The sequence below is a fragment of the Kitasatospora sp. NBC_00374 genome, from assembly GCF_041434935.1.
Taxonomy (GTDB): Bacteria; Actinomycetota; Actinomycetes; order Streptomycetales; family Streptomycetaceae; genus Kitasatospora.
This window is the reverse complement of sequence record NZ_CP107964.1, coordinates 462681-484542: the sequence shown is the minus strand read 5'-3', so window position 1 is coordinate 484542 and position 21862 is coordinate 462681. Positions and strand designations below refer to the sequence as shown.

At 71.4% G+C, this 21862-nt stretch carries 23 protein-coding genes and 2 pseudogenes; 13 read left to right on the top strand and 12 right to left on the bottom strand.

All coding sequences use genetic code 11. The annotated features are described in order from the left end of the window. The first annotated feature begins 10 nt into the window (after positions 1 to 10). Complete coding sequence (locus tag OG871_RS02190) at positions 11 to 148, top strand: hypothetical protein (protein WP_371493841.1); 138 nt, start codon at positions 11 to 13, stop codon at positions 146 to 148. A 55-nt stretch (positions 149 to 203) separates the two neighbouring features. Here OG871_RS02190 and OG871_RS02185 read toward each other — a convergent pair whose 3' ends face one another. Next, positions 204 to 713, bottom strand: a complete 510-nt coding sequence (locus tag OG871_RS02185) for a hypothetical protein (protein ID WP_371493839.1) — start codon at positions 711 to 713, stop codon at positions 204 to 206. 145 nt (positions 714 to 858) lie between these two features. Here OG871_RS02185 and OG871_RS02180 point away from each other — a divergent pair, with 145 nt between their 5' ends. Then, positions 859 to 1911, top strand: a complete 1053-nt coding sequence (locus tag OG871_RS02180) for a hypothetical protein (RefSeq protein ID WP_371493838.1) — start codon at positions 859 to 861, stop codon at positions 1909 to 1911. A 54-nt stretch (positions 1912 to 1965) separates the two neighbouring features. Here OG871_RS02180 and OG871_RS02175 read toward each other — a convergent pair whose 3' ends face one another. Continuing rightward, positions 1966 to 2475: a hypothetical protein gene (locus tag OG871_RS02175; protein WP_371493836.1), complete on the bottom strand. Its 510-nt coding sequence runs from the start codon at positions 2473 to 2475 to the stop codon at positions 1966 to 1968. Between the two features lie 346 nt (positions 2476 to 2821). Here OG871_RS02175 and OG871_RS02170 point away from each other — a divergent pair. Then, positions 2822 to 3142, top strand: a pseudogene (locus tag OG871_RS02170) (VOC family protein); the annotation flags it as partial. Between the two features lie 401 nt (positions 3143 to 3543). Here the strand turns inward: OG871_RS02170 and OG871_RS02165 are convergent. From OG871_RS02165 to OG871_RS02155, 3 genes are all read right to left on the bottom strand, one after another. Further along, on the bottom strand, positions 3544 to 4398 hold the full coding sequence (locus OG871_RS02165; RefSeq protein WP_371493834.1) for an IS5 family transposase: 855 nt from the start codon (positions 4396 to 4398) through the stop codon (positions 3544 to 3546). Between the two features lie 432 nt (positions 4399 to 4830). Beyond that, positions 4831 to 5586 carry a DUF2637 domain-containing protein gene (locus OG871_RS02160; protein WP_371493832.1) on the bottom strand — a complete coding sequence of 252 codons (756 nt, stop codon included), beginning with the start codon at positions 5584 to 5586 and terminating at the stop codon, positions 4831 to 4833. Positions 5587 to 5615: 29 nt separating this feature from the next. Beyond that, positions 5616 to 5870: a hypothetical protein gene (locus tag OG871_RS02155; RefSeq protein WP_371493831.1), complete on the bottom strand. Its 255-nt coding sequence runs from the start codon at positions 5868 to 5870 to the stop codon at positions 5616 to 5618. 463 nt (positions 5871 to 6333) lie between these two features. Between OG871_RS02155 and OG871_RS02150 the strand changes: the two genes are divergently transcribed. The 6 genes and pseudogenes from OG871_RS02150 to OG871_RS02125 form a co-directional block, all read left to right on the top strand. After that, a complete protein-coding gene (locus tag OG871_RS02150) occupies positions 6334 to 7590 on the top strand; it encodes an IS21 family transposase (RefSeq protein WP_371493829.1) in 1257 nt (418 codons plus the stop codon). Positions 7591 to 7679: 89 nt separating this feature from the next. Continuing rightward, positions 7680 to 8306: a hypothetical protein gene (locus OG871_RS02145; protein WP_371493827.1), complete on the top strand. Its 627-nt coding sequence runs from the start codon at positions 7680 to 7682 to the stop codon at positions 8304 to 8306. A 268-nt stretch (positions 8307 to 8574) separates the two neighbouring features. Next, positions 8575 to 8871, top strand: coding sequence for a DUF3303 family protein (locus OG871_RS02140; RefSeq protein WP_371493826.1), 297 nt, complete (start codon positions 8575 to 8577; stop codon positions 8869 to 8871). 244 nt (positions 8872 to 9115) lie between these two features. Further along, positions 9116 to 10318, top strand: coding sequence for a serine hydrolase domain-containing protein (locus tag OG871_RS02135; protein WP_371503197.1), 1203 nt, complete (start codon positions 9116 to 9118; stop codon positions 10316 to 10318). A 171-nt stretch (positions 10319 to 10489) separates the two neighbouring features. Beyond that, positions 10490 to 10855, top strand: a complete 366-nt coding sequence (locus OG871_RS02130) for a hypothetical protein (protein WP_371493825.1) — start codon at positions 10490 to 10492, stop codon at positions 10853 to 10855. 278 nt (positions 10856 to 11133) lie between these two features. After that, a pseudogene (locus OG871_RS02125) lies at positions 11134 to 11265 on the top strand (peptidylprolyl isomerase); the annotation flags it as partial. A 177-nt stretch (positions 11266 to 11442) separates the two neighbouring features. On the opposite strand, the gene OG871_RS02120 reads toward OG871_RS02125, so the two are convergent. Further along, on the bottom strand, positions 11443 to 12645 hold the full coding sequence (locus OG871_RS02120) for an erythromycin esterase family protein (protein ID WP_371493823.1): 1203 nt from the start codon (positions 12643 to 12645) through the stop codon (positions 11443 to 11445). Positions 12646 to 12703: 58 nt separating this feature from the next. Here OG871_RS02120 and OG871_RS02115 point away from each other — a divergent pair, with 58 nt between their 5' ends. After that, complete coding sequence (locus tag OG871_RS02115) at positions 12704 to 13453, top strand: TioE family transcriptional regulator (protein WP_371493822.1); 750 nt, start codon at positions 12704 to 12706, stop codon at positions 13451 to 13453. 100 nt (positions 13454 to 13553) lie between these two features. On the opposite strand, the gene OG871_RS02110 is transcribed toward OG871_RS02115, so the two are convergent. From OG871_RS02110 to OG871_RS02095, 4 genes are all read right to left on the bottom strand, one after another. After that, on the bottom strand, positions 13554 to 14171 hold the full coding sequence (locus tag OG871_RS02110; protein ID WP_371493820.1) for a TOPRIM nucleotidyl transferase/hydrolase domain-containing protein: 618 nt from the start codon (positions 14169 to 14171) through the stop codon (positions 13554 to 13556). Between the two features lie 129 nt (positions 14172 to 14300). Next, positions 14301 to 15458 carry a methyltransferase domain-containing protein gene (locus OG871_RS02105; RefSeq protein ID WP_371493819.1) on the bottom strand — a complete coding sequence of 386 codons (1158 nt, stop codon included), beginning with the start codon at positions 15456 to 15458 and terminating at the stop codon, positions 14301 to 14303. A gap of 381 nt (positions 15459 to 15839) precedes the next feature. After that, entirely contained in the window at positions 15840 to 17024 is a 1185-nt protein-coding gene (locus OG871_RS02100; RefSeq protein WP_371493817.1) for a hypothetical protein, read from the bottom strand. A gap of 39 nt (positions 17025 to 17063) precedes the next feature. Further along, positions 17064 to 17594 (bottom strand): SigE family RNA polymerase sigma factor, encoded by a 531-nt coding sequence (locus OG871_RS02095; RefSeq protein ID WP_371493816.1) that lies wholly within the window; start codon positions 17592 to 17594, stop codon positions 17064 to 17066. A 721-nt stretch (positions 17595 to 18315) separates the two neighbouring features. On the opposite strand from OG871_RS02095, the gene OG871_RS02090 reads away from it, so the two are divergent. Beyond that, positions 18316 to 18816 carry a VOC family protein gene (locus tag OG871_RS02090; protein WP_371493815.1) on the top strand — a complete coding sequence of 167 codons (501 nt, stop codon included), beginning with the start codon at positions 18316 to 18318 and terminating at the stop codon, positions 18814 to 18816. A gap of 297 nt (positions 18817 to 19113) precedes the next feature. Here OG871_RS02090 and OG871_RS02085 read toward each other — a convergent pair whose 3' ends face one another. After that, complete coding sequence (locus OG871_RS02085; protein WP_371493814.1) at positions 19114 to 19878, bottom strand: hypothetical protein; 765 nt, start codon at positions 19876 to 19878, stop codon at positions 19114 to 19116. A gap of 396 nt (positions 19879 to 20274) precedes the next feature. Continuing rightward, positions 20275 to 20904 carry a TetR/AcrR family transcriptional regulator gene (locus OG871_RS02080; protein ID WP_371493812.1) on the bottom strand — a complete coding sequence of 210 codons (630 nt, stop codon included), beginning with the start codon at positions 20902 to 20904 and terminating at the stop codon, positions 20275 to 20277. An 85-nt stretch (positions 20905 to 20989) separates the two neighbouring features. Here OG871_RS02080 and OG871_RS02075 point away from each other — a divergent pair, with 85 nt between their 5' ends. Both OG871_RS02075 and OG871_RS02070 read left to right on the top strand, forming a co-directional pair. Beyond that, a complete protein-coding gene (locus OG871_RS02075; protein WP_371493811.1) occupies positions 20990 to 21655 on the top strand; it encodes a class I SAM-dependent methyltransferase in 666 nt (221 codons plus the stop codon). Continuing rightward, the gene (locus tag OG871_RS02070) at positions 21652 to 21858 is read left to right on the top strand and encodes a hypothetical protein (RefSeq protein WP_371493810.1); all 207 of its coding nucleotides are present in this window, start codon (positions 21652 to 21654) and stop codon (positions 21856 to 21858) included. Before OG871_RS02075 ends, OG871_RS02070 begins: the two co-directional genes overlap by 4 nt. Positions 21859 to 21862: the final 4 nt, after the last annotated feature.

The window sequence follows — 21862 nt, the reverse complement described above, 5'->3', positions numbered from 1 at the left end:
GGGTCACGGGGTGGACGAGGGCTCCGGCCCGTCGGCCGTCCTCGGCATCGCCGGTATCGGGTACTGGCTGTGGGCGACCTTCGGAACAGAGGAGCCCGTGGAGCACCACAGCTCCATGCCGAGCGAGTACGACCCGCCGGACGGCTGATCGACCTCGATCCGCAGTCGGACCGATTCCCGCGCAACCGTCGGGGTCCGCGCCCTCAGGAGCGCTCAGGGTGCGGTCCGTCCTGCCGCGCGGCCCCGTCGGGCCAGACGACATCGACGTCCAGGCCCGCCGCGCGTGCTGCCGCGACAGCGTCGGCGGTGCCGCCGCCCTTGCCGGTCGGCGGCCGTCCGTCCCAGACGGCGACGAGCCTGTCGGCGCCGTGGATCAAGGCGAGGTTCGCGGCCTCGTACGCGTCCCGGTCGGCGGTCTCGTGAGGAAGGGTCACCACCTCGGCCGCGGCTTCCAGAAGGCGGTCGAACACCGGTGCGTGATCGGGCCCGACCACGGTCCGCCGGTAGTCCCTGGACGGGACGATGACGACCAGTCTGCCGCCGACGGCGAGCAACTCCTCGGCGAAGAGGGTGTCCGCACCCCGGGCGATACACGACAGCCCGGTCACACCATCGTGCGTGTACTGCTGGAGGACCCCGCGCAGCGCCGCACGGATGAGCGGGACGGAGCCCTCCGTGAGGTCCATGTGGCCGGTGACGGCGAGTGTGGTCATGGGAGGCACATGTTATCCGTTGCACGGGCAGGACGATGAGGTGCGGGCGGGCTGACGGCGACGCCGCGCTCCGGCCGTCGGCCGGCTGTCAGGCGCCGGCCCCGGGGGCGCCCGTGCCTGGCCGGTTCCTGTCTTGGACCAGTCCATGGCGCTGACACATCATGGCGCTATGGACGACAGTGCGCGGGACAGTCGGCTCGTACCCGGCCGGATCCGGCGCTCGGCGCGCGGACTGGGGTTTCGGCTCCTGGGATTCGTTCTGCAGGTCGCCGGTGCCCTTTCGATTCTGGTGGCGGCCACGCGGGTTCGGGTGTCCGGGGTGGTGCTGAGCTCTCCGTACCACTCCCTGCCGGTCGGGCAGACGCTCCTTGTCACGGCAGGCATGCTCGGTGCCGGAGGCGCCGCGCTCTATGCGGGCAGGCGGCTTGCCCGCCACGGACGGCGGCACACCACCAGAGTGCTCCGTTCGCCCGATGACGTGGGGCCGGAGCCGTTCGTGCTCTACCTCCGTCCGTTCAGCGAGGACCGGAAGACGTTCCAGCAGGGAGCGGCCTTCAACGTGAGCGGCTCCGCGCTGAGCATGTTCATGGGGTTGGGCCTCGAGGACCCGAGCTCCCGCACAGTTGAGGAGCGGATCGCCCGGACGTTCCAGAGGTTCGGAAAGGTGGTCGCCGTCGGTCAGCCGGGGGAGCACCTCCCACTTCCGGGTGCCGACAAGCTGTACCTGCCCCTGGACGGTTGGCAGCCCGTCGTCAGCGACCTCATCCGCCGCGCCCGCCTGGTCGTCATCGTCGCCGGTCCCGGCCCCGGCACCCTGTGGGAGTTCACCGAGGCGGTACGCCTTCTGCCGCCCGCCCGGCTGGTCCTGCTCGTGCTCCCGGACACCGCGACCTCTCCGCGCGAGGGCCCCACCACGTACGACCGATTCCGGCAGGCGGTTCCTGCCGCCTTCGCGCAGCGGACCGTGGCCGGTCGGCCGCCGCGTCTGCCCGAGTGCCCACCTCTGCGCCGCCCGGGCAGACTTCGATGGGAGCCTTCCATCCGGGGAATCGTCCGCTTCGGAACCTCGTGGACGCCGGAGTTCGTCCGCCTGGATCCCACAGCCGTTCGGGCGCTCACCGAACTCGGGACACGCAGAAGACTGCACCGCACCCGACTCGCACCACTCCTGGGGCAACTGCAGCGCGACCTACGCTGATGCCAGGCCCGGGGGAGTCGCGCCGACTCTGCCGCATGGATCGCGGAGGCGGCGTCAGAGCACCTTGGCGAGGAAACCCATCAGATAGGTCGCGCTGAAGATCGCGGGGACCCACTGCTCGATATGTGTCAGCGGCAGGTACTTCCGCCAGTCGCGGCCCTCACCCAGCGCGCTCCACTCCGCCCGGGAGTACGCGTAGGCGGGCAGCCGTTCCTCGAAGGCTCCGATCACCCGGTACTTGGCGGCATTGAGCTGCCGGTACGAACGCACCATGACGAACCACGCCGCGCACTGGCCGAGCAGAATCACCAGGCCGGCCAGTAGGGCCCAGTCCGAGGCAGCCGCCAGCCCGTCGCCCGCAGCGGCCACCAGGACGGCGACGACACCACTGTTCAGCGACAGAAAGAACGTGTTGGCCAGGTTGCGCCGGGCACTGACGCGGTCGGCCATCTCCACGCACAGCTTGTACTGCTCAAATATCGTCTCCAGGTACTTCTGGTTGGAGGCTGAGTAGTAGGCGGGGCTGACATCGGTGTTCCAGAGTGAGTTCCTGGTGTCGGTCACGAGTCCATCATGGCTGTTCTCCGGGTCGGCAGGGAGTGCTTCGATCAGGTCCGGCGGTCGCATACTGGCCCATGGATCAAGGAAATTGACGAAACGTCAGAGATCTGCTGGCGCGGGCGGCGCGCATGGAACGCGGTGAGTCCGTCCTGCTCACGGCGGCGGCCTGCCCAGCCGCGTCTCGCCGACCCGGCACTGACGGAGCCGTCCACCGGGAAGTGAGGAGGGCGGCGCGCGAGTCCTTGGGATTCGGGCTCGGCAGGCGGGAGATGTGAGTCTGCGACAGGGTTTGAAGCGGGCGATGGTGTCGTGCCACCACGCCCGATCGCCGTCCTGGCAAGATGGCGGCATGGAACGTGTGCTTGGAATCGGTGGCTACTTCATGCGGGCGGCCGACCCGGCGGCCCTGGGCGCGTGGTACCGCGATTGCCTGGGCCTGGACGCCGATGAGAACGGCCTGTGGCGCCAGGGAGCCGGGCCGACGGTGTTCGCGACGTTCGAGTCCGACAGCGACTACTTCGGGTCCCGCGCCCAGCAGACCATGCTCAACTTCCGGGTCCGCGACCTGGACGCGATGCTCGCGCAGTTGCGCACCAAGGGAGCGGACGTGGCCGAAGAGACGCAGGACATGGACGGCGTCGGTCGGTTCGGCTGGGTCACCGATCCTGAGTGGACGTTAAGTCCGTTTCTGGTAGCGGCCGCGTCCGGGTTGGGTGAGGAAGCCTTGGCGAGTGAGGCGTCCGAGGCGGCTGCGGGTGATGTTGACGGACGCCTCGTCGGTGGGCATGCCGAGGAGTTCGTGCAGCTCGCGTGCCCGGAATGCGTGGGCGGGGTGCTGGTTGAAGGCGTTCACGATGGCCTGGTAGGTGGTGTTCGTCTCGGGCGGTTCGGATTCGGTTCCTGCCGGCGTGACCTCCATGATGATCTTTCGGGTGGTGGCCAGGTCCGTGAGCCGCGCTTCGGTCTGGGTCAGATCGGCGGCGAGCTCTTCGATCCGGGCGCGTAGTTCTGCGGCCCGGGCGGTGGCCTCGTCCTGCCGGCTCTGGAGGTCTGCCAGGAGTTCGGCGACGTTCACGCCGCCAGTCCGAGGGTGTCGCGCCAGGCCGGGGCCGGTGTGGTGAGGCGGCGGGTCATGTTCGCGGTGGAGGCCCAGTAGACGCGTGAGGCGGAGTTGTCGGGCCGGTGGTCGTACTCGCGGGCGAGGCGCCGATGCAGCATCAAGGTGCCGTTCGTCTGCTCCACCACCCACCGTTTCGGCTGCGGGACGAAACCCTTGCCCTGGTCGGCCGGGTTGCGGCGGACGACCTCGACGTCGATATCCAGCAAAGCGCCGTGGATGACGACCTCGTCCTTGAAGCCCTGGTCCACCAGAGCCTTCTCCAGACGCATCCCGCACCGCTCGGCGACCTGGTCGAGCAGGGCGGTGCCGGCGGCGTTGTCGTGGGCGGAGGCGGCCAGGACGACAACGCCGATGATCAGCCCCAGGACGTCCACGGCCAGTCCCCGCTTGCGCCCCGACACCTTCTTGTTCGCGTCCAGCCCCGTCGTGGTCTTCGGGACGCCGGCGGCCGCCCGGACGGACTGGGTGTCGATGATCACGAGGGACGGGTCCTCTAATCGGCGGGCTCGCTCCCTCACCTGGCAGCGCAGGAGTTCCTGGATCCGCTGGTCGAGCCCGTCCTGGCGCCACAGGCCGAAGTAGTAGAACACCGCCGACCAGGACGGCAGGTCATGGGGCAGGTAGCGCCACTGACAGCCCGTCCGGTTCTGGTAGAAGATCGCGTTCACGATCTCCCGCAGATCGCAGGACCCCGGATCCCCGGTAGCCGACCGCGCCACCCGGTCCTGCTTCCAGGCCGTGATCATCGGCTCGATCAACGCCCACTGCTCGTCCGATAAGTCGCTCGGATACGCCCGTCTGTCCATGCGCCGCAGAACATCACCCGAACCCCGGCTGGCACGCCAGTACGGTCGACGTTCACACGAACGAGCGATCACGAACCGAAAGAAAAGGGACTTAACGTCCACTGAGGGCAATCGGGTCGAACTGTGGCAGCCCGCCTGACCGCGCCGACGGCCAGGACGGCAGGGGTGTTCTGCCCGCGCTGCCGCGGCGGCGATGTCCACCAGGTCCGGTTGCGCGAGAATCAGTGCGCCGGTTCAGGATCGGGCCCGCTGCCGGCTCGGCCGGAGTGAGCGCGGAGGGCCGGAGCCGTGGCGATCGGACGGCGACGATCGGACGGCGAGACCGGGTGCGCCGGCCGACCGGGCCGGCAGGCGCACCGATCCGCTCGCCCCCGCCCTTCCGCCGGACGACGCACCCGTGCCCCCGTGTCCAGTGCCCGGCGGCGACGCCGTTCAGCGACGGGCTTTGTGCGAAGTCGGCCGGGCGGCGGGCCGTCGCGCGTCCCGGTTCCCGCCGAGCTGGCGTACCAGTTGGTGCAGCGAGATAGCGCTGGTGATCGGGGGGAGGCCCGCGACCACCATGTCGGGCAGCGCCTGGGAGACGTCGGCCACGCACAACACCGTTGCCACGGTGGAGAAGACGACCACCACAACCCAGGAGTGCACGACCCGGCGCCCGTCCAGGGCGGCACGCAGCACCGAGAGGCAGCCCGCCAGCCACGGCCCGTAGATGATGATCGGCCACAGCTGCGACAGCCCCTGCGGCACCCGGGAGAACGCCAGATCGCGCAGCGGATGGTAGGAGAGCATCCACCCCACCAGGCACACGGCGGTGACGGCCACGGCGGTGAGCAGCCCGAACACCGAGCCGAGGATCTGCGACCACGACATCGCCCTCGGCGGGGCGGTCCGCCGGCGGGAGCCCCGAACGGGCGGTGTGCCCGTGCCGGTGACGGGCGAGCGGGGTTGTGGAACGAACACCTCTCCGTGCCCCCAGGCCCCGAACGCCTCGGCGGTCTGCGGATGGATCCCCGGACCGCCCGCCATCGGAGTCCCGTCATGCCACCCGTGCTGTTCGTGCAGAGTGGCATGGAGATCGTCCTCCATGGGCGCGTGCAGGCCGGTCACGTAAGGGATGTACTCGCTGTACTCGTTCGTCGCGCCGTACATGGCCTGTTCTGCGGCACGCAGGTAGGCCTCGGTCGCCATTCCCGGGTCGGGAGTTCGCATGGTGGCGCTCATGCTCCGGCGGGGGTGGGCAGGGAGTCCCACCGGTGGGCGATGTCGCCCTCCAGCTGGCGGATCGTCCGCAGCAGGTCGGCGAGGACGCCGGAGCAGTACGGCAGCACGACCCGCTCGCCGTCGCACGTGAGGTAGCCGTGCTGCACCTCGCCCAGGGAGTTCGTGCTGTCGGGGACGAAGACCCAGGCCCCGGAAGTGCAGAGCGGCTCGGGGTCCGGCTGGGGCGAGGGCTGCGGCTGTGACTGTGGCATCGAAATCATGCTTCACCAACGACATCCGTCCCGGCGCGGATGTACGGCGTATGGGCGTCCTTCCATATTCAGTACTTGCACCGCTCGTCGAATCTCCCCGTGGGGTGCGTGCCGTATCCCCGGGTTTTCCGAGTTGGTTCCCGTCATGCCTGCCCCCGCGCGGCGCGGGAGCCCGGTGGCCTTCGTGCTGTGCTCAGCGAAATTCCCCGGGGTGGCTTACGCGCCACCCCCCCAATTCCAGCCGATTCCCCCCGTGGGGCGTCGGGCCGATCGTCGGCGTGATGGGCGACGGCGGGCCGTCGGGTTGGTCCTGCTCGGTGAAACTCCCCAGGGTGAACGGCGGGGAAAAACGATTCTCCTTCGTGATCTTTCCGGTCCTCGTGCTATGTTTCCCGCCGCGTTGGACAGGTTCGTCAAATTCGGTGTCGACGCGGTTGGAATGCCGGCTAGTGGGGAGGATTGGTTGCTCACCAGGGAGGAGTACCTGGAAGCGCACACATTGCGCTGCCTGGGCTGGTCCATCGCGGCGATCTCCCGCCGCCTGGGCCGAGATCGCAAAACCGTCAGGTCGTATCTTGGGGGGGAGCGCATAGCGGGCGTCAGGCGCCCTCCGCAGGACGAGTTTCTCCGGTTCCTGCCGTACTGCCGCCAACGCCTCGCAGACGACGCGCACCTGCGGGCGACCGTCCTGTTCGACGAGATCGTCGAGCTGGGCTACCCGGGCGCCTACTCGACCTTCACCCGTGCCCTGCGCAGGCATCAGGTGCGCCCGTCCTGCACGGACTGCCAGGGCGACACCGACGGGGACGGCACGGCCGTTCCGCACCCGGCCGGCGGCGAAGTGCGGTTCGCCTGGCTGAGGTTGCCCGATCCGCCCGCCAGGTGGGGCTGCGGTGGCGACGCCCATGTGCTGGTGGGCTCACTCACCCGCTCGGGCCGCTGCGGAGCGGTGCTGGCGGAGAACGAGGAGTTCCCGCAGCTGGTCGAGGCGGTGGACCTGGTCCTGAGACGACTGGGCGGCACCGCCAACGTGTGGCGGTTCGACCGGACGCCCGCCGTGTGCAGCCCGGCGACCGGCCGGGTGGCGCCGGCGCTGGCCCGGGTGGCCAGGTACTACAAGGCCGGAATCAGGTGGCCCTCCTGCCAGTGCGGCCGCTCCGGTACGGCAGTCGACGACCTCCGGATCTCCGCCCAGCACTGGTGGCGCACGGTCGGCCGCGACACCCGCCTCCAGGTCGCCCAGGGCAGTCTGGACCGGCTCACACAAGGAATGGCCGTCCGCGGTCCCGAGCGCAGTGCGGGGAGCGTCGCGGGAGAGGGGTTGTTCGAGCTGCCGGCCACGCCGTTCCCGGCGCGGGTCCGAGCCGTCCGCAGTGTCACCTCCCAGGGGCTGGTCTCCTTCCGCGGCAACGAGTACGCGGTGGCACCCGACCTGGCCGGCGCCGCGGTGGAAGTCCGGTGGCGCCTCGACGAGCCGTATCTGTCGATCGTCACACCGCGCGGGGCGGTCATCGCCCGCCACGAGCTGGCACCGCACTGGGCGGGACGGAAGGTGATCGGCTGCCAGCCGATCGTCCTCGAGCACCCTGCGCGCGACCAGCGTGCCGGTGCCGGGTGCTGCACCGCCCACGCCTGGCCCTCGCCGCCCTCGGCAGCGGCCCTCGCCGAGGCCGACGCCCTGCGCGGAGCCGGTGCGGTGCACGGCGCGCAGCCGTCCTGAGCCCCGGCCCCGCGCCGCCGCGTCGGCCGGGCAGCCGCCGGTGCCCGGTCGAGTGGAACCGTCTCGGCACCGCAGGTCGGTGGGTCCCCGTGCCGAATCAGGGCTCCGGCTTCGGAACGGAACGTTGGTCCGAAGCCGGAGCCCTGGCATGCCTCGTCCAGCGGGGCGCGGAACACCAGCGGGCTCTGCGCGGCCAGAGCACCGTAGACCGCCACGGATTCCTCCGCCGCGGCCAGCGCCTCGCGCAGGCCGCGGTGTTGACTGATCCGCACCAGCACCACGGCGACCAGCATGTGCGCGAGCTGGGGCCGGTGGGCGGCCGGGTCCTCCTGCGCGAGCTGCCGCTGCAGGCCGAGCCCGTAGAAGAGCCCCATGACGAGGTGCGGCCGGTGGGCGGTGGGGTCCTCCTGGGCGAGCCGCCGCCAGACGGCGACCGACTCCTCGCCGGTGGCGATGACGTCCTCGTGCCGGTTCAATGCTGCCAGCGGCCGTCCGAGGGCCCCGAGGGAAGCCGCCAGCACCAGTTCGGCCGCGGGGTGGTCGAGGCGCCGCCAGAGTGCCACGGCCTGCTCGCCGACCATGACGGCCTCTTCGGGCCGCCCGGTCTGCGCCCAGGACGAGATGCGGGACGGGAAGAACGCGCCGAACGGTTCGACCGGGTGGTCGGCGACGACGGGGAACCAGATCGGGCAGGGCTGGGCGTGACGGATCGATAGCAGCCACGGCCCAGGCGTCGAAAGGTGCCGGGGATTGCCGCTCGGTGCGGTGGTGCGAGGCGACGTATGGGGATCCGGTGGGCCTCCGGCGGATCCCCATACGTAGCTCGGCCGCAGCGACCGGCTCCGAGCCGGGCCGCCGGCCGGCACACCGAGGACAGTGCCGGTCGTCGCACCGATGGCCCACACCGAAGGCAGCGGTGTCTCGGTGCGACAACCATGGGTCGGACAAGGCACAGGCGCCGACGCCAATGGGAGTGGAGCAGTCATGAGGATGTTGCTGACCGTTCAGATGGACACGGACAAATCGAACAAGGCCATCACGGACAACGAACTGGCCGGGATCATGCAATCGGCGATGGAGCGGCTTCAGCCGGAAGCCGCGTACTTCGGCGCCAAGGAGGGGCAGCGAACCGGATTCATCGTCTTCGACCTGAAGGAACCGTCCGACATCCCCTCAGTCGCCGAACCCTTCTTCATGAAACTGGGCGCCAAGGTGACCCTCATTCCGGTCATGAACCTCGACGATGTCCGGAGCGGCCTGGCCAAGGCCGGCCACGGCTGATCCTTACCAAATCCCGGATCCCGCATCCGGCGCGATCCTTCCGGAGTCCGCGCCGAGCTCCATCACATCTCCCGTGTGGGCAGCGCCGTTCGGGCACCACACCGCTCGGGATCAGTTCCTCCGAGTGGGTCACATCACCTGCCCACACGCCAGCCAACACTGACCGTAAGTCATGTCTGTCCGCCAGAGCAGCCGGGGCGCACCCGGTAGCCGTCGACTCGTCGTCCCGGAGGCCCGCACCGTGTTGCCCCGCCCGCGCCCACGTCGGCGCATCCGCCCGCTGCGCCCGACCGCCGCCGTCCTCGCCGCCGCCTCCCTCCTCGTGCTGATCGCCGGACCCGCCCGGGCCGGCGGGCACGCGGGGGAGGCGGACCGCCACGGTCTGCGGGCCCGCCTGCAGGAGCTGGTCGACAATCCCCAGGGCCCGCCCGGCGTGATCGCGGTGCTCCGCCGCGGCGACCACCTCGACGTGTACCGGGCCGGGGTCGCCCAGGTCGGCACAGACCGCCCGCCGCGTCCCACCGACCACATGCGGATCGCCAGTGTCGCGAAGGCGTTCAGCGGGGCGGTCGCCCTCCGATTGGTCGACCAGGGCCTGCTGGGCCTGGACGACACCATCGCCGAGCGGTTGCCCGCACTGCCCGCCGCGTGGGGATCCGTGACCCTGCGTCAGCTGCTCAACCACACCAGCGGGCTGCCCGACTACACCTCCGACCCGGAGTTTGTGGCGCTGCTCACCGCCGACCCGCACCGGCTGTTCGACTCCCGCCACCTGCTGGACTTCGTCGCGGACAGGGGACTGGAGTTCCCGCCCGGCACCCGCTACCAGTATTCGAACTCCGACAACATCGCGGTCGCCCTGATGGCCGAGGCCGTCACCGGCGAGCGGTACGAGAACCTGCTGCGCACCGAGGTCTACCGGCCGCTGAGGCTGCGCGAGACCAGCCTCCCGCAGGGCTACCGGCTGCCCCGGCCCTACCTGCACGGCTACCTGGTCGACCCGCCGAACCAGCCCGAGGACATCAGCACCGCGCTCGGCCAGTCGGGCGTGTGGGCCTCGGGCGGAATCGTGTCGACCCCGAAGGACTTCTCCGCCTTCATGGCCGCCTACGCCGGTGGCGATCTGATCACCCGCCAGACCCGGCAGGAACAGCTGGCCTTCATCGACGGCGCCTCGGAGCCGGCCGGTCCGGGTACGAACCAGGCCGGCCTGGCGATCTTCAAGTACACCACCCGGTGCGGCGTGGTGTACGGCCACACGGGCAACACCCCCGGGTACACCCAGCTCGGCGTGGGGACGCCGGACGGCCGGCGCAGCCTGACCTTCTCCATCAGCGAGCAGGTGAGCAAGACCATCAAACCGGATGTCCTCGCGCAGGTCCGGGCCGTGCAGGAGGACTTCGTCTGCGCCCTGCTGTCGGACGACGACGAGCCGCACGAGCGCTGAGCCGCGCCCACCGGGTGCCGGGTGGGGGCCGGCGTCCTGCCACTCCTGCGCCCCGCCCACCACGGACGACTCAGGGACGGCGCCACCCGGGCGGCGCCGAGGCCCGGCTCTGTCGCGTCGGCGGTTATCCGGTACGGGGGACAGACCCGGACCCTGGAGAGGCGGTGGGTGATGGACTTCTTCGCGGCCGGGGCGGTGTACCGGCATTCTCGGGACGGGCGGCCCTCGGAACTGGGGGTCTTCGTGGTGGCGTACGTCGGCCGTGCTCCGGAGGGTTTCGCGGTATCGCAGGAGGCCGACGGCGTGGCGTTCGGCTGGCGGTGCACGAGTGACGAGACGGGTCGTGGACAGCCGCTCGGCTCGTACGTCACCGCGGACTTCAGCGGCTGGCGGGAGGTGCCCGGCTCGGACCTTCCGGCGCTTCTCGGCGACGTCCTGCCCGTGGCGCCGCAGGCGACCCGGCCCCGGCAGGTGTGGCCGTCGGCCGAACCGGGGCGGACCCGCCGATGGTGGCGGCGCCCGACCCGGGAACGCTGACCGGGCGCCGGACACCTGGGAGACACCCGCGGGGCGGCCCCGAGCTCCGCAGCCCGACCGCCTCGACGATGTCCCGCCGCGCCGCCGCGCCGCCGCGCCGCCGCTCGTCGAACCGCCCGAGCGCCCCGACCGGGCGCCGCCGCCCCGGCAGCACCACCCGAAGCCCGTGCCGTTGCTGTGACGAGCACCGTTCAGCCCACCGCGCCGGACACCGAGGGGGATGTTGTTCGGCGGGGAGGCTGACACCTGACATGGCCTCAGTCCCAGCGGGAATGTGGATCTTCGGCGAGGTCGCCGATGACGCGGGCAAGAAGGTGGTGGACGCCATCGCCACCGCCGAAACCAACCCCCGCACCGACCGCCCGGTCAACGACGTCCTCATCGAGTCGGTCGAGATCGAGACCCGCTAGGGTCCGCTCCGCCGCACGGTCGTGGGCAGGGGCGGTGTGCTGTCGCGCCTGGTCCGGCCCGGCCTGCTGCTCCGTCAGCGGTCGGGCCGTCGACTCCCAATGCCACGCTCGCCGTTGACGGCCGGGACGCCTCCCGCGCCTCCGGGCCCCCGGCAGGCCGGCCTGCCGGTGGTGGCATCAGCTCTGCGGGACATCCCTGACGAACACGATGCCGTCGCTGTCCGCCAAGTGGGCCGGGTCGAGGGGGGAGTAGCCGAACCAGGGGGATACCCGGGCCGCGGGCCGCGGGTCGCCGAGGGCGGTGGCCAGCCGGCGGGCGTCGACGACGCAGCGGTCCTCCGGGAACGTGTAGAGGAGTCCTTCGACGGTGTCCGGCGGCGGCGTGTCCACGCCCTGGTGCCGGATGGTGCCGAGGGCCGTGGCCACGAAGGCGTACCCCTCGCCGAGCCGGGCGCTCACCAGCGCACCGGCGCTCCACCACTCCAGCGGCGTCCCGCCCATCCGCATCGTGCTCTTCTCCCGCTGGAGATGGGAGTTGTGGGCGTGGACGAGTGCCGGGCCCCGGGCGGCGAGGGCGAGGAGGTTGTGGGCCATCATCTGGTCCCGCACGCCCACCAGCCGGGTCATGCGGGCCGGTGAGGTGTCAGCCATCCAGTGGTGGTAGCGCAGCAGGCCGGTCGCGGTGCGCCCGTACAGGCGGGCCCGGTCCCAGCCCTCTCGCGAGGTCGCCGTGATCAGGTGTGGTGTCTGCGCGTCGAGCAGCGCCACCAGATCGTCGGCGAGCAGCCGCAGCTGACCGGCCTCGGCCGACTGCCCCACGGACTGGGCCGGGTCCGTCATCGCGGCGGGATCGGCCCACCGGTCGTCGGCGCCGAGCAGGCGGTCGAGCGTCTCTTCGGTGCAGGGGAACAGGTCCGCGTCCACCCTGGCGGCGAGGTAGCAATGGAGTTCGATCAGGGACTGCCGGGGGCTCGCGGCACCGGTGATCTCCAGCGGGCCGTCGATACCGGCGAAGCGGAGCCGCTCGGGCGCGGGCCGGCCGTCGTTGTAGGCGCGCATCCAGCTCACGAGCTCGCGGTTGGCCGCGGAGACGCCCCAGCCGTGGCTGAATCCGTGCGCCATGACCTCGTCGAGAGTTCCCGTGCCGGAAGTGACGTAGTCGTCCACGACCAGGCCCATCATGCAGTCGCTCTCGATCGCGATCGTCCGGTAGCCCTCCTGCTCGACAAGCTGCCGGAAGAGCTCGTTGCGCAGGTCGAGCAGTGTGTCCTCGCCGTGAGTGGGCTCGCCCAGGGCGAGCACCCGAGGCCGGGCCGGGAGCAGCCTCATGACGGCGGCAGCCTCGACGGCGTGGGCGGTGTCCGTGATGTCGGTAGCCATGCCTTCAACGGTATCGTTGAACCTTCGGTGGAAACTTGCCCGCTATATCGTGGGGCCCATGGGGCGAAACCTTCAAAACGGCGAGCGACTCAGGCCGGTCGATCTGGCGCGCGTGCACGGTCTGTCCACGCAGGCGGTCAGGAACTACGAGGAGACCGGCATCCTTCCGGCCGCCGCTCGCACGCCCAGCGGCTACCGCGCCTATACCCCGCTGCACGCTGGGGCCCTGCGCGCGTTCCTCGCCCTGGTGCCAGGCCACGGCCACCGGACGGCGATGTCGATCATGCAGGCCGTCAACCGGGACGCGGTCGACGAGGCGTTCCGCCTGATCGACGAGAGCCACGCCCAGCTCCTCGACGACCGGCGGACGCTTCAGGCCGTGGAGAGCGCCCTCCGCGACCTGGCGCCCACCACGGCGTCCGACCCCGGTGTGGGGTCCGAGCCGGCCGCGGTGTCCGGGCCCGGAGGTACGTTCATCGGGCCGCTGGCAGGGAAGCTCGGAATCCGGCCCGCGACGCTGCGCAAGTGGGAGCACGCCGGACTGGTGCGCCCGCAGCGTGACCCGCAGACCGGGTACCGCGTCTACGACGAGGCCGACGTGCGGGACGCCCGGCTGGCCCACCAACTCAGGCGGGGCGGTTACCTGCTGGAGCAGATCGCCCCGCTGATCGCCCAGGTGCGGGCGGCGGGCGGGCTGGAGCCGCTGGAAGCCGCCCTGCACGACTGGCGCGGCCGGCTGTCCGCCCGCGGGCGGGCGATGCTGACCGGGGCCGCAGAGCTGGATGCGTACCTCCGCGAGCGTGGATGAAGCGTCGGCCACCAGCCGAACTGCTCAGTCGATCTCTCAAACCGGGATCCACTGGCAGCCCTGGCTGCAGCCGCTGCTGCTGACCTCGATCGGCCTTCGGTCAGAGGCTCGCGAGCAGATTGTGGAGGGGAGCAGGCACCTGCTCGGAGTCGAGGGCCTCGGCCAGGAGGCGGCCGTAGCGGATCTTGCGGCCCTTCTTCGTCCCGAGGAAGCGTCGCATCTGCCGCTCCGGGGGCCGGCCCTGGTGTGCGGGTTGGCGCAGGAAGGTCTGCCAGGCCGGTAGGTCGCCCTCAGCCTCGACGATCTCCTCGACCTGTGTCACGCCCAGCGCGCGGATGAGTTCGTCCTCCAGGTCCGTCACACAGACGAAGAACCCTTGGCGTGGCGCGCGAGCCCGCTCGAGACCGCGGTCGTAGAAGCTCTGCTCGTTCTCGTCGCACAGTCCGGCGAGGCGCAGGCCCAGTCCCGGTGGCCCGAGGAGGCCGGCGTAGCGGCTGATGTTCATCGCTCCGCCCATGGGTACGACGCACACCCCTTCGGCGGGCAGGTCCCGGCCGTGGCGTGCGGCCAGCGTCTCGACGGCCGCGAGGTCGCTCGGCCCTTCCAGCAGCACCGCGGTACGCACACGCAGTCGAACGGCCAGCTCACTCGCCGGCCCGCCGGGGTGGCCCGCCGCCCAGCTGGTGACCGCATCTCGGAACGCTCGCATGTCTGCCATGGGGCGATTTTGCTCCTGCTCGGGCAGGCACGGCACGGATTTTCGTCGGCCGCTCGCCGGAGGGCTTCAAGACCTCGCGCGACACGGAGAGGCGCCCGGCGTCCTCGCCCGCCGCCGTGTGGGTCGTGGTTACGGGGTGGGCCAGCGTGGCCCGGTGCCGGGGTCGAGCGCCCAGGTGTACTGCCCGTCCTGGTCGACGGTGATGCCGTAGTCGTACACCCCCGGGCATCCGATCCGCTCCCACTGCGTCCAGGTGGTCTCCAACTCCGTGGCGAGCCGGCGGGGCCCGCCCTCGTGCACCCACGCGCCGCCGCCGGGGCGGGCGGAGAACGACGCCCAGGAGCTGCGGCCGTCGGTGAGCCAGGCGCTGGTGCCGTCGCCGTCGACCGCGGTCGTCACCCGGACGTCGGGCAGGGCGACGCGCACCGCGAAGGCGAGCTGCCACCAGTCGGTGAGGGCCGTGAGGTCGCGGCCGGTTTCGCCGTGGTGGGCGGGACCGGTACGGCCGCGGACCTCCGCGAATCCCGCCGGTCCCGGGCCTTCGCCCGCGGCGGGGCCGGGTGAGCGGGTGGGCATGAACTGGCCCAGGCCCTGCATCCAGCCGCTCGCGGACCTCCCGTCGTCGGCGACGGTCAGCGCGACGTGGCCGAGCCGCCCCCACGGTGTGACGATCCGTCCACCCGGAACGGTCTGCTCCACCCAAGCCCACGGGATCCGCTCCACCGCGTACGTGGCGACCACCCGCTCGTACGGCGCTCCGGCCGGCCGGCCGGCGTCGCCGTCGCCGACCTCCACCCGCACGTCCAGGCCCACCGCGCGCAGCCGCGCCAAGGCTGCGGCGGCCAGACGCGGGTCGAACTCCACCGAGGTCACCCGGCCGGGGCCCGCACGGTGGGCGAGCAGCGCGGCGTTCCATCCCTGGCCGGTGCCCAGTTCCAGCACCCGCTGCCCGGGCTCCAGCAGCAGGCAGTCGGCCATGTCCACCACCACGGCCTGGCACGACAGGCTGGAGGTCGGCAGGCCGTCGGTGAGCTGGGTGGTCGCCGCGCCGTCGGGACTGCCGTACAGCTGCTGCGCCCAGCCCTGGGGGTCGGTGGCCCGGTCGACCGGCATCCACGTGTGCCCGTCCCACCGCCACAGCCGTTCGGGCGCGAAGAGGTCCCGGGGCAGAGCGGCGACCGCGTCGCGGATCCAGGGCGCGCGCTCGGGCCACCCCCCGCGGTCCGCCATCACGCGGGTGAGGTGGTCGCGGTGTGCGTCGAGGTCGAGGGTGTCGGTGGTCGTCATCGCCGGGCCTACTTGCGGTGCTTGCCGTCGCTTGGCGGTGGCGGCGGCACCTGCCCGTCCGCGTTCCCGGGCGGCGGGGCGCCCTGCCCCGGGTCCGGTGCCGGCTTCTCGTGCTCACCCATCACGAATCCCCTCCCACTCGGCGGGCCGTCACGATGCGTGTGCCGGCCCGGAGCCATCGTGCCCGCGGCGCGGATGATGGGGAAGAGCGCATCAGGTGGCGGACCGGCGCGCGAGTTGACGCGCGCGGCCCGGGCACCGGGCGCGTCGGGCCACCCGGTCGGCCCGGGCCGCCGCCCGCCGGCTCGCTGGTTCCGGCCCGGGCCGGCGCCGCCACTCTGCCGCTGCGATCACCGTCAGGCCGGCCGCTCATGGCCCGGGTCAGGTGCGCCAGGCCGGGGCGGAGGCGAGGGCGTTCAACCTGTCGAGGTCCAGGGCGGGTGTTCCGGGGAGGAAGGTACGGCCGTCGGGGCCGTTCCACTCCGTGACGGTCACTCTGGTTCCGTTCGGGTGGAGCGCGTCTGCGCCCCACTGCACGATCGGGCCGTCCGTGGTCTTCGACTCCCGCTCGGTGATGGCGACCACGGCGGTGCCGTCCGCGGAGTGCGACAGTTCCGGGCCGTGGCCCGACTCGAACACCCCCCGCGGGTCGTCGTGTGCGCCCTGCTGCCAGCGTGGTTCCACGGTGACCGACAGCCAGCTCGTGCGGCCCTCGAAGGTGATCCGAAGCCTGGTGCTGCCGGGCGTGACGGGCCCGTCCCCGGGCTCGGCCACCGCACCGGCCGGCAGCAGTCCGGTCGCTGTGCCGAGCAGCGAGGACGCGTCCGGGGTCGGCACCCCCGGCCGTGGCGCATTGGTGACCCGCACGCCTTCGAAGGCGGCGTCCCACGCGTTGCTGAGCACGACCGCGGTCGCCTGCTCAGCGGTGATCGGGGGCTCCGGCCGCCCGTCCGGATTGTAGGTGGACAGCCGCACCTGCCGCCCGTCCGGTCGGGTGTAGGCCACCACCATCGTTTTCGACATGCCCTGCTGCTCCGGCGACAGCACGTTGACCATCAGCACCGCACCGTCCGGACGGACGGTGCGGCTGCAGCTCTCGGTCGCGCGCTCGAACGGGTCCTGGCAGCGCGTCCCGAAAGCGGAGTCGGTCAGCGGCACCGCGAGGCGGTCGACGGTGAGCGTGATCTGCCCCCCGCCGAGCGCCGTCTCGATGCCGACGACGGCCGACGGGGCCGACTTGACGTTGCTCTCGCTGCCCGTGAAGCCCAGCGCGGTGGTGGTCCGGCCGCTCGGCAGCAGGGCGAGCAGGGTGTCGCGCATGTACTCACCGCTGACCGCCGGCCAGGGCTGCGCGGCCACCACGGGGTCACCGCGCAGGACCGGTACTCCACTGAACGCCAGTGCCGCCGCGGCCACCACCGCGGCCCCGGCCAGCACGGCGGCCCGTCGGCGCCGGCGCTTCTGCTCCCTGCGGGCCCCGCTCTTCGCCAGGGCGACGACGTCCGGCCCGGGCGCCTGGTCGGCTGCCGACCGCAGCGCGACACTGAAGTTCTCCTCGAAGGGCATCCTGGTACTCCGCTTCCTCTCGTACTGCCCGGGTGTCGGTCAGGGGTGGACGAGCTCGTCGAGCTCGTCGCCGAGCAGGGCCCGCATCCGGGTCAGCGCCCGACTGCTGCGCGAACGCACCGTGCTGGGACTCAGCCGCAGCACCGCCGCGGTCTCCTCCACGCTGCGGTCCTCCCAGTACCGAAGCACCAGCACCGCCCGGTCCGGCGGGGGCAGTTCGCCCAGCGCCCGCAGGAGCGTCACCCGCAGCGCCGGGTCCGGTGCGGTCTGTGCCGTCTCGGCGAAGGTGTCCGTCACGTGCTCACTGCTGCTTCGCCGACGGCGGTGCGACAGGAAGGCGTTGACCAGAACGGTCTGCGCGTAGCCGGCGGGGTTCGCCATCCGCGAGACCTTCCGCCACCTCCCGAACAGCCGGCCGAACGCCTCCTGGGCGAGGTCCTCGGCGAGGTGGGCGTCACCGCCGGTCAGCAGGAAGGCCGTTCTGACCAGGTGATGCCCCCTCGCCGCAGCAAAGTCGAGGAAGGCCGGCGGCTCGGTGGGCGCCGGGCCCGTCGTCGTTGTGCGGTCCATGACCTTCTAACGCGGTGGGACGGGCACCGCGTCCCACCGGTGTCGGCGTAGCCCTGGTCACAGTGGCGCTCGTCCGGGCCGCACCGCCGCCGTGCGCCGACTCGTCCGCTGTGCGCCGCTTCCTTAAGCCGCCGGGCTGCCCTGCTTTCACGGTGCCAGCGGCGGGCGGTCCCGCTTGCCTCGCCTCTGGAGGCGCAGACGCCAGGCCGTCGCCCGACGCTGCCGTGACCGGCGCCGCACCCCCCTCTCGGATGGCCTCCGCGCGCAACCAGCCCCTGGCGCCACGTCAGCTGACCACACGCAGGACACGGCATCTGACCAGCCCGGACAGCGAACCGCGCTAGGACGGTGCCTTCCCGTAGACGTGGTTGAGGCTGTCGCACATGACGTTCGACGACCCGATCCACGGGATCACGAAGGTGTGGCCGCCGCTCGTCCTGGTGACGGAGCCGGCGCAGTAGTCCGGCCTGATCCTGGCGGGTGCGGCTCCGAAGGCCGGTGCGGAGCGCGGGAACTGCAGCTGCTCGGGCAGCCAGCAGGTCCCGATGTCGACGATCCCCTTGGCGTCCTTGCGGACGACGCCACCATGCGGCGGCCCTGCTCGCCGAGGTCGCGCTGGTCCTGCAGGGCGTTGGTTCGGCGCGGTGCAGCGTGGCTGCGGTGCTTGCGTGGACCGCGCGGCATACGGTCGTCGGGGAGATTCGAGGAGCGGGAGGAAGCCGTGCCGGAGCAGAAGATCACCACCTTCCTGTGGTTCGACGACCAGGCCGAGGAGGCGGCGCGGTTCTACACCTCGCTGTTTCCGGACTCCCGGATCGTCGAGGTGAAGAGGTATGGGGAGGCGGGCCCCGGCGAGGCGGGTTCGGTGATGACGGTGGCGTTCGAGCTCGCCGGGCAGCGCTACGTCGCACTCAACGGTGGGCCGCTGTTCCCGTTCACCGAGGCGATCTCGCTCCAGGTCAACTGCGGCGACCAGGCGGAGGTCGACCGGCTGTGGGCCGCTCTCACCGAGGGCGGACAGGAGAGCGACTGCGGTTGGCTGAAGGACCGGTACGGGCTGTCCTGGCAGATCACCCCCCGGCGGCTGATGGAACTGCTCGGCGACCCGGACCCGGTCAGGGCCGAGCGGGTGATGCGGGCGATGCTGCAGATGAGGAAGATCGACATCCAGGCGCTGGAGGACGCCCACGCGGACGGCGGCACGACCCACCCGGCCTCGTAGGCGCAGATCGCCAGCTGCGATGGCCGGGGTCCCCGGCGCCCGCCTCCGCCGCCCTTGAGCGCTTCACCGCAGCGGATCGGCGTGCTGTGCCCCACTCCGCGCGGGTCCGCCGCGACCAGGGCCACCCGGCTCCGCCGAACGCGTCCGCGTAGCACCAGGCCGTCCTGCCTGTCGGATGAGGGGCAGGACGGCCTGGACGGCAGCATGACGGGCGTATGTGGACGCACTGGTGTCGCACCGGAATTGACGGCACGTCAGCTCGGTGGTGTGGATGCAGGTTTGGGTTTGCGAACTCGGTCAGATGATGGAGTAACGATGCAGCGCGAATTTCAGCGCGTCGGGCTCGACGTGGATTCCCCCGCTGAAGGGGTGGTTCATGGCTGACAACAAGGTCAGAACGCCGGACAGCAACAGTGCCAGGCCGCCGATTCCGACGAATCCTGGCCACGTCAGGGTGTTGATCTGGAGCGCGGAGGTGGCCACCAGAAGGACTGCGGACAGGATCAGGCCGACCCAGAGGTAGTTGGGGACTTCCTGGGAGACCGCCAGTATCCGCGCGCGCCGAGCGTCCCCGACCTCTCTGAGGGCCAGGAGTGAGTCCCGCGCGAAAGTCTGCTCCTGCTTGGAATCGCCCGCCGTGTCCTGCAGTACGCGCCGCAGTTCGTCGTACAGCTCCTGCGCCCGTGCGCTGGTCCCGCCCTCGGCCATGGCCGGCCACTCGTCGTTGATCACCGCGACCGTGTACTGGCGAGTCAAGTCGCGGACCTCTGCTCGTGAGGTCTCCGGCAGAGGCCGTGTCGCCCAGTAGAGGTTGACGAGGCTTGCACCTTCATTGCTGACCTCGTCGGCGGCTTTGCTCAGACTCGCGCTGGCGGAGACGATCGAGAGGGCCAGAATGAAGCTGAACAATGTCCTATTAAGGGTCGAAAAATGTTCGACGCCATCGTTCAGAGTGGATCCCTCGCGCCAGCGCTGAGGAATGTATCGAACCATGAGGACGAGGACGAGGATCGAGGCGCCGACACAGCAGGCGACCAGGGTACTGATTGAAGCCCATCTCATACGCCCATTTGACCCTACCGGCACGTGCAGGATGCACCAAGCAATGGCACATCCATCCCATTGAGTGCACGGGATGATCGAAGTTGATTTGGCATACCGCATGAATATGATCGCCATCTTTTAAGATGTGCGCCGCAATCTCCGCCGCCGGACAGTGGGGCGGGCTGCACGCTGAAGCCCAGCCGGCACGCCGGGTGGCGCGCGCCCGCGGTGAGGACCGGCCGCTGCGCCGAGGACGAGGTGCGGGCCACGGCGAGATCCTCCGAACGGGGCCGGAGGGGACGTCGCGTCAGGCGGCGGGTTCGAGCTGGGCGGCGTCCGCAGGTCCGCCGAGCACGGCACGGGGCGGAGTGTCGGGGCGTCCAGTGGTCGAGTGCCACCTGATGCCGCGCTGGATCAGTTCGTGGCGTCGACCGCCAGCAGTCGCATCGTCAGGGCGCCGAGCGCGGCGTCGGAGTGTGCGGGGTCGGGTGCGACGGTGCGTCGGAAGTTCTGGGAGGCGAGAAGGGAGATCAGCCACCACGCTCCGGCGGCGGGTTCGAGGTCGGGCCGGATGCTGCCGTCGGCCTGGCCTCGTTCGAGCAGGTCGGCGAGGGTCCGGGCCAGGGCCTGGTTACCGCGGCGGGCTGATTCGAGAACCGCGGGTTCGGTGGTGAGGGTCATGGCGTCCTCGAAGAGCACGCCGAGGGTGCCGCGGGCGTGCACGTGGGCGAGGTGTTCGGGTGCGAGGAGTTCGCCGAGCCAGGCGCCGACGCTGGGGGAGCGGCCGGCCCATTCGCGCATGCCGGTGGACATGCGTTCGGCCGCATGGTCGAGGACGGCGGCGAAGACGGCGGCCTTGGAGCCGAAGTTCTGGAACACGACGGGTTCGCTGACCCCGACCCGGCGGGCGACCTCGGACATCTTGCCGCGCTGGTAGCCGACTTCGGAGAAGACCTCGGTGGCCGCGTCGAGGATCGACGCCCGGCGGTCCTCCGCGCTCAGGCGCGGGCGCCGGGGCTTCTGGGCGGGCTGAGAGGCGGGCATACCGGCATCCTATCCGCCCCTTGCCAGAAAACTTAGTGGCGACTAAGTTAAGCGCTACTTAGTCGCCACTAAGAAAGGTCCAGGCATGGAACTCGCACGCTTTCTGCACGGCACGGCGGACTCCCGCACCGGTGGGCAGACCATCCGCCACGGACGCGCCTACGAGGCGTTCGGCACCGTGCTCTTCGGCGGCCGTCGCCGCCATGTCTTCACCCGCCTCGCCGAGCTGACCGGCGCCCGGCCCGGCGACCGCGCCCTGGACGTCGGCTGCGGCACCGGCTACCTCACGCTGCGCCTCGCGGACGTCGTCACATCGGCCGGCAGCGTGATCGGCGTCGACCCGTCCGCCGACGTCCTCGCCCACGCCCGACGCCGCGCCAATGGCCGCACCCACTGCACCTTCACCGACGGAATCGCCGAGAACCTCCCGGCCGCCGACGGCGAGTTCGACGTCGTGGCGAGCAGCCTGATGCTCCACCACCTCCCCGAGGACGTCCGCGCCCGCGCCGTCGCCGAGATGCGCCGCGCGCTCCGGCCCGGCGGCCGCCTGCTGCTCGCCGACTTCCGCCCGCCGACCAACTCCGTCGCCCGCCACCTCGTGGGCGCCGTCACCGGACCCGTCATGGAACGCAACCCCGTCCACCTGCTGAGGCCGCTCGTCGAGCAGGCCGGCTTCACCGAGGTGCGCACGGGCGACCTCCACCCGTGGATCCACTACGTGCAGGCCGTCAAGGCGGGGCCCGCCGCATGACCGCGATCCTGCGGACGAACCGCGCCCTGCGCGTCGGAGCCGCCGTCCTCGTCCTCGGCGGGCTCGCGCTCCATCTGTGGCTGGGCACCAGGATCCCGCTGCTCGCCGTGCCGGTCGGCCTGGTCTGCCATCTTGCCGCGGGCGTCGCCGTCCGCCGCCGGCTACGTGGACGCGCGCGGTCCTCGGACACCGGGGCGGCCTGACAGC

What these genes read in the sequence shown, in the direction of transcription:
- OG871_RS02185 (WP_371493839.1), bottom strand. Translation starts at nt 713, where the DNA reads ATGACCACACTCGCCGTCACCGGCCACATGGACCTCACGGAGGGCTCC.
- OG871_RS02180 (WP_371493838.1), top strand. Translation starts at nt 859, where the DNA reads ATGGCGCTGACACATCATGGCGCTATGGACGACAGTGCGCGGGACAGT.
- OG871_RS02165 (WP_371493834.1), bottom strand. Translation starts at nt 4,398, where the DNA reads ATGGACAGACGGGCGTATCCGAGCGACTTATCGGACGAGCAGTGGGCG.
- OG871_RS02160 (WP_371493832.1), bottom strand. Translation starts at nt 5,586, where the DNA reads ATGGCGACCGAGGCCTACCTGCGTGCCGCAGAACAGGCCATGTACGGC.
- OG871_RS02155 (WP_371493831.1), bottom strand. Translation starts at nt 5,870, where the DNA reads ATGCCACAGTCACAGCCGCAGCCCTCGCCCCAGCCGGACCCCGAGCCG.
- OG871_RS02140 (WP_371493826.1), top strand. Translation starts at nt 8,575, where the DNA reads ATGAGGATGTTGCTGACCGTTCAGATGGACACGGACAAATCGAACAAG.
- OG871_RS02130 (WP_371493825.1), top strand. Translation starts at nt 10,490, where the DNA reads ATGGACTTCTTCGCGGCCGGGGCGGTGTACCGGCATTCTCGGGACGGG.
- OG871_RS02120 (WP_371493823.1), bottom strand. Translation starts at nt 12,645, where the DNA reads ATGGCTACCGACATCACGGACACCGCCCACGCCGTCGAGGCTGCCGCC.
- OG871_RS02115 (WP_371493822.1), top strand. Translation starts at nt 12,704, where the DNA reads ATGGGGCGAAACCTTCAAAACGGCGAGCGACTCAGGCCGGTCGATCTG.
- OG871_RS02110 (WP_371493820.1), bottom strand. Translation starts at nt 14,171, where the DNA reads ATGGCAGACATGCGAGCGTTCCGAGATGCGGTCACCAGCTGGGCGGCG.
- OG871_RS02105 (WP_371493819.1), bottom strand. Translation starts at nt 15,458, where the DNA reads ATGACGACCACCGACACCCTCGACCTCGACGCACACCGCGACCACCTC.
- OG871_RS02100 (WP_371493817.1), bottom strand. Translation starts at nt 17,024, where the DNA reads ATGCCCTTCGAGGAGAACTTCAGTGTCGCGCTGCGGTCGGCAGCCGAC.
- OG871_RS02095 (WP_371493816.1), bottom strand. Translation starts at nt 17,594, where the DNA reads ATGGACCGCACAACGACGACGGGCCCGGCGCCCACCGAGCCGCCGGCC.
- OG871_RS02085 (WP_371493814.1), bottom strand. Translation starts at nt 19,878, where the DNA reads ATGAGATGGGCTTCAATCAGTACCCTGGTCGCCTGCTGTGTCGGCGCC.
- OG871_RS02080 (WP_371493812.1), bottom strand. Translation starts at nt 20,904, where the DNA reads ATGCCCGCCTCTCAGCCCGCCCAGAAGCCCCGGCGCCCGCGCCTGAGC.
- OG871_RS02075 (WP_371493811.1), top strand. Translation starts at nt 20,990, where the DNA reads ATGGAACTCGCACGCTTTCTGCACGGCACGGCGGACTCCCGCACCGGT.
- OG871_RS02070 (WP_371493810.1), top strand. Translation starts at nt 21,652, where the DNA reads ATGACCGCGATCCTGCGGACGAACCGCGCCCTGCGCGTCGGAGCCGCC.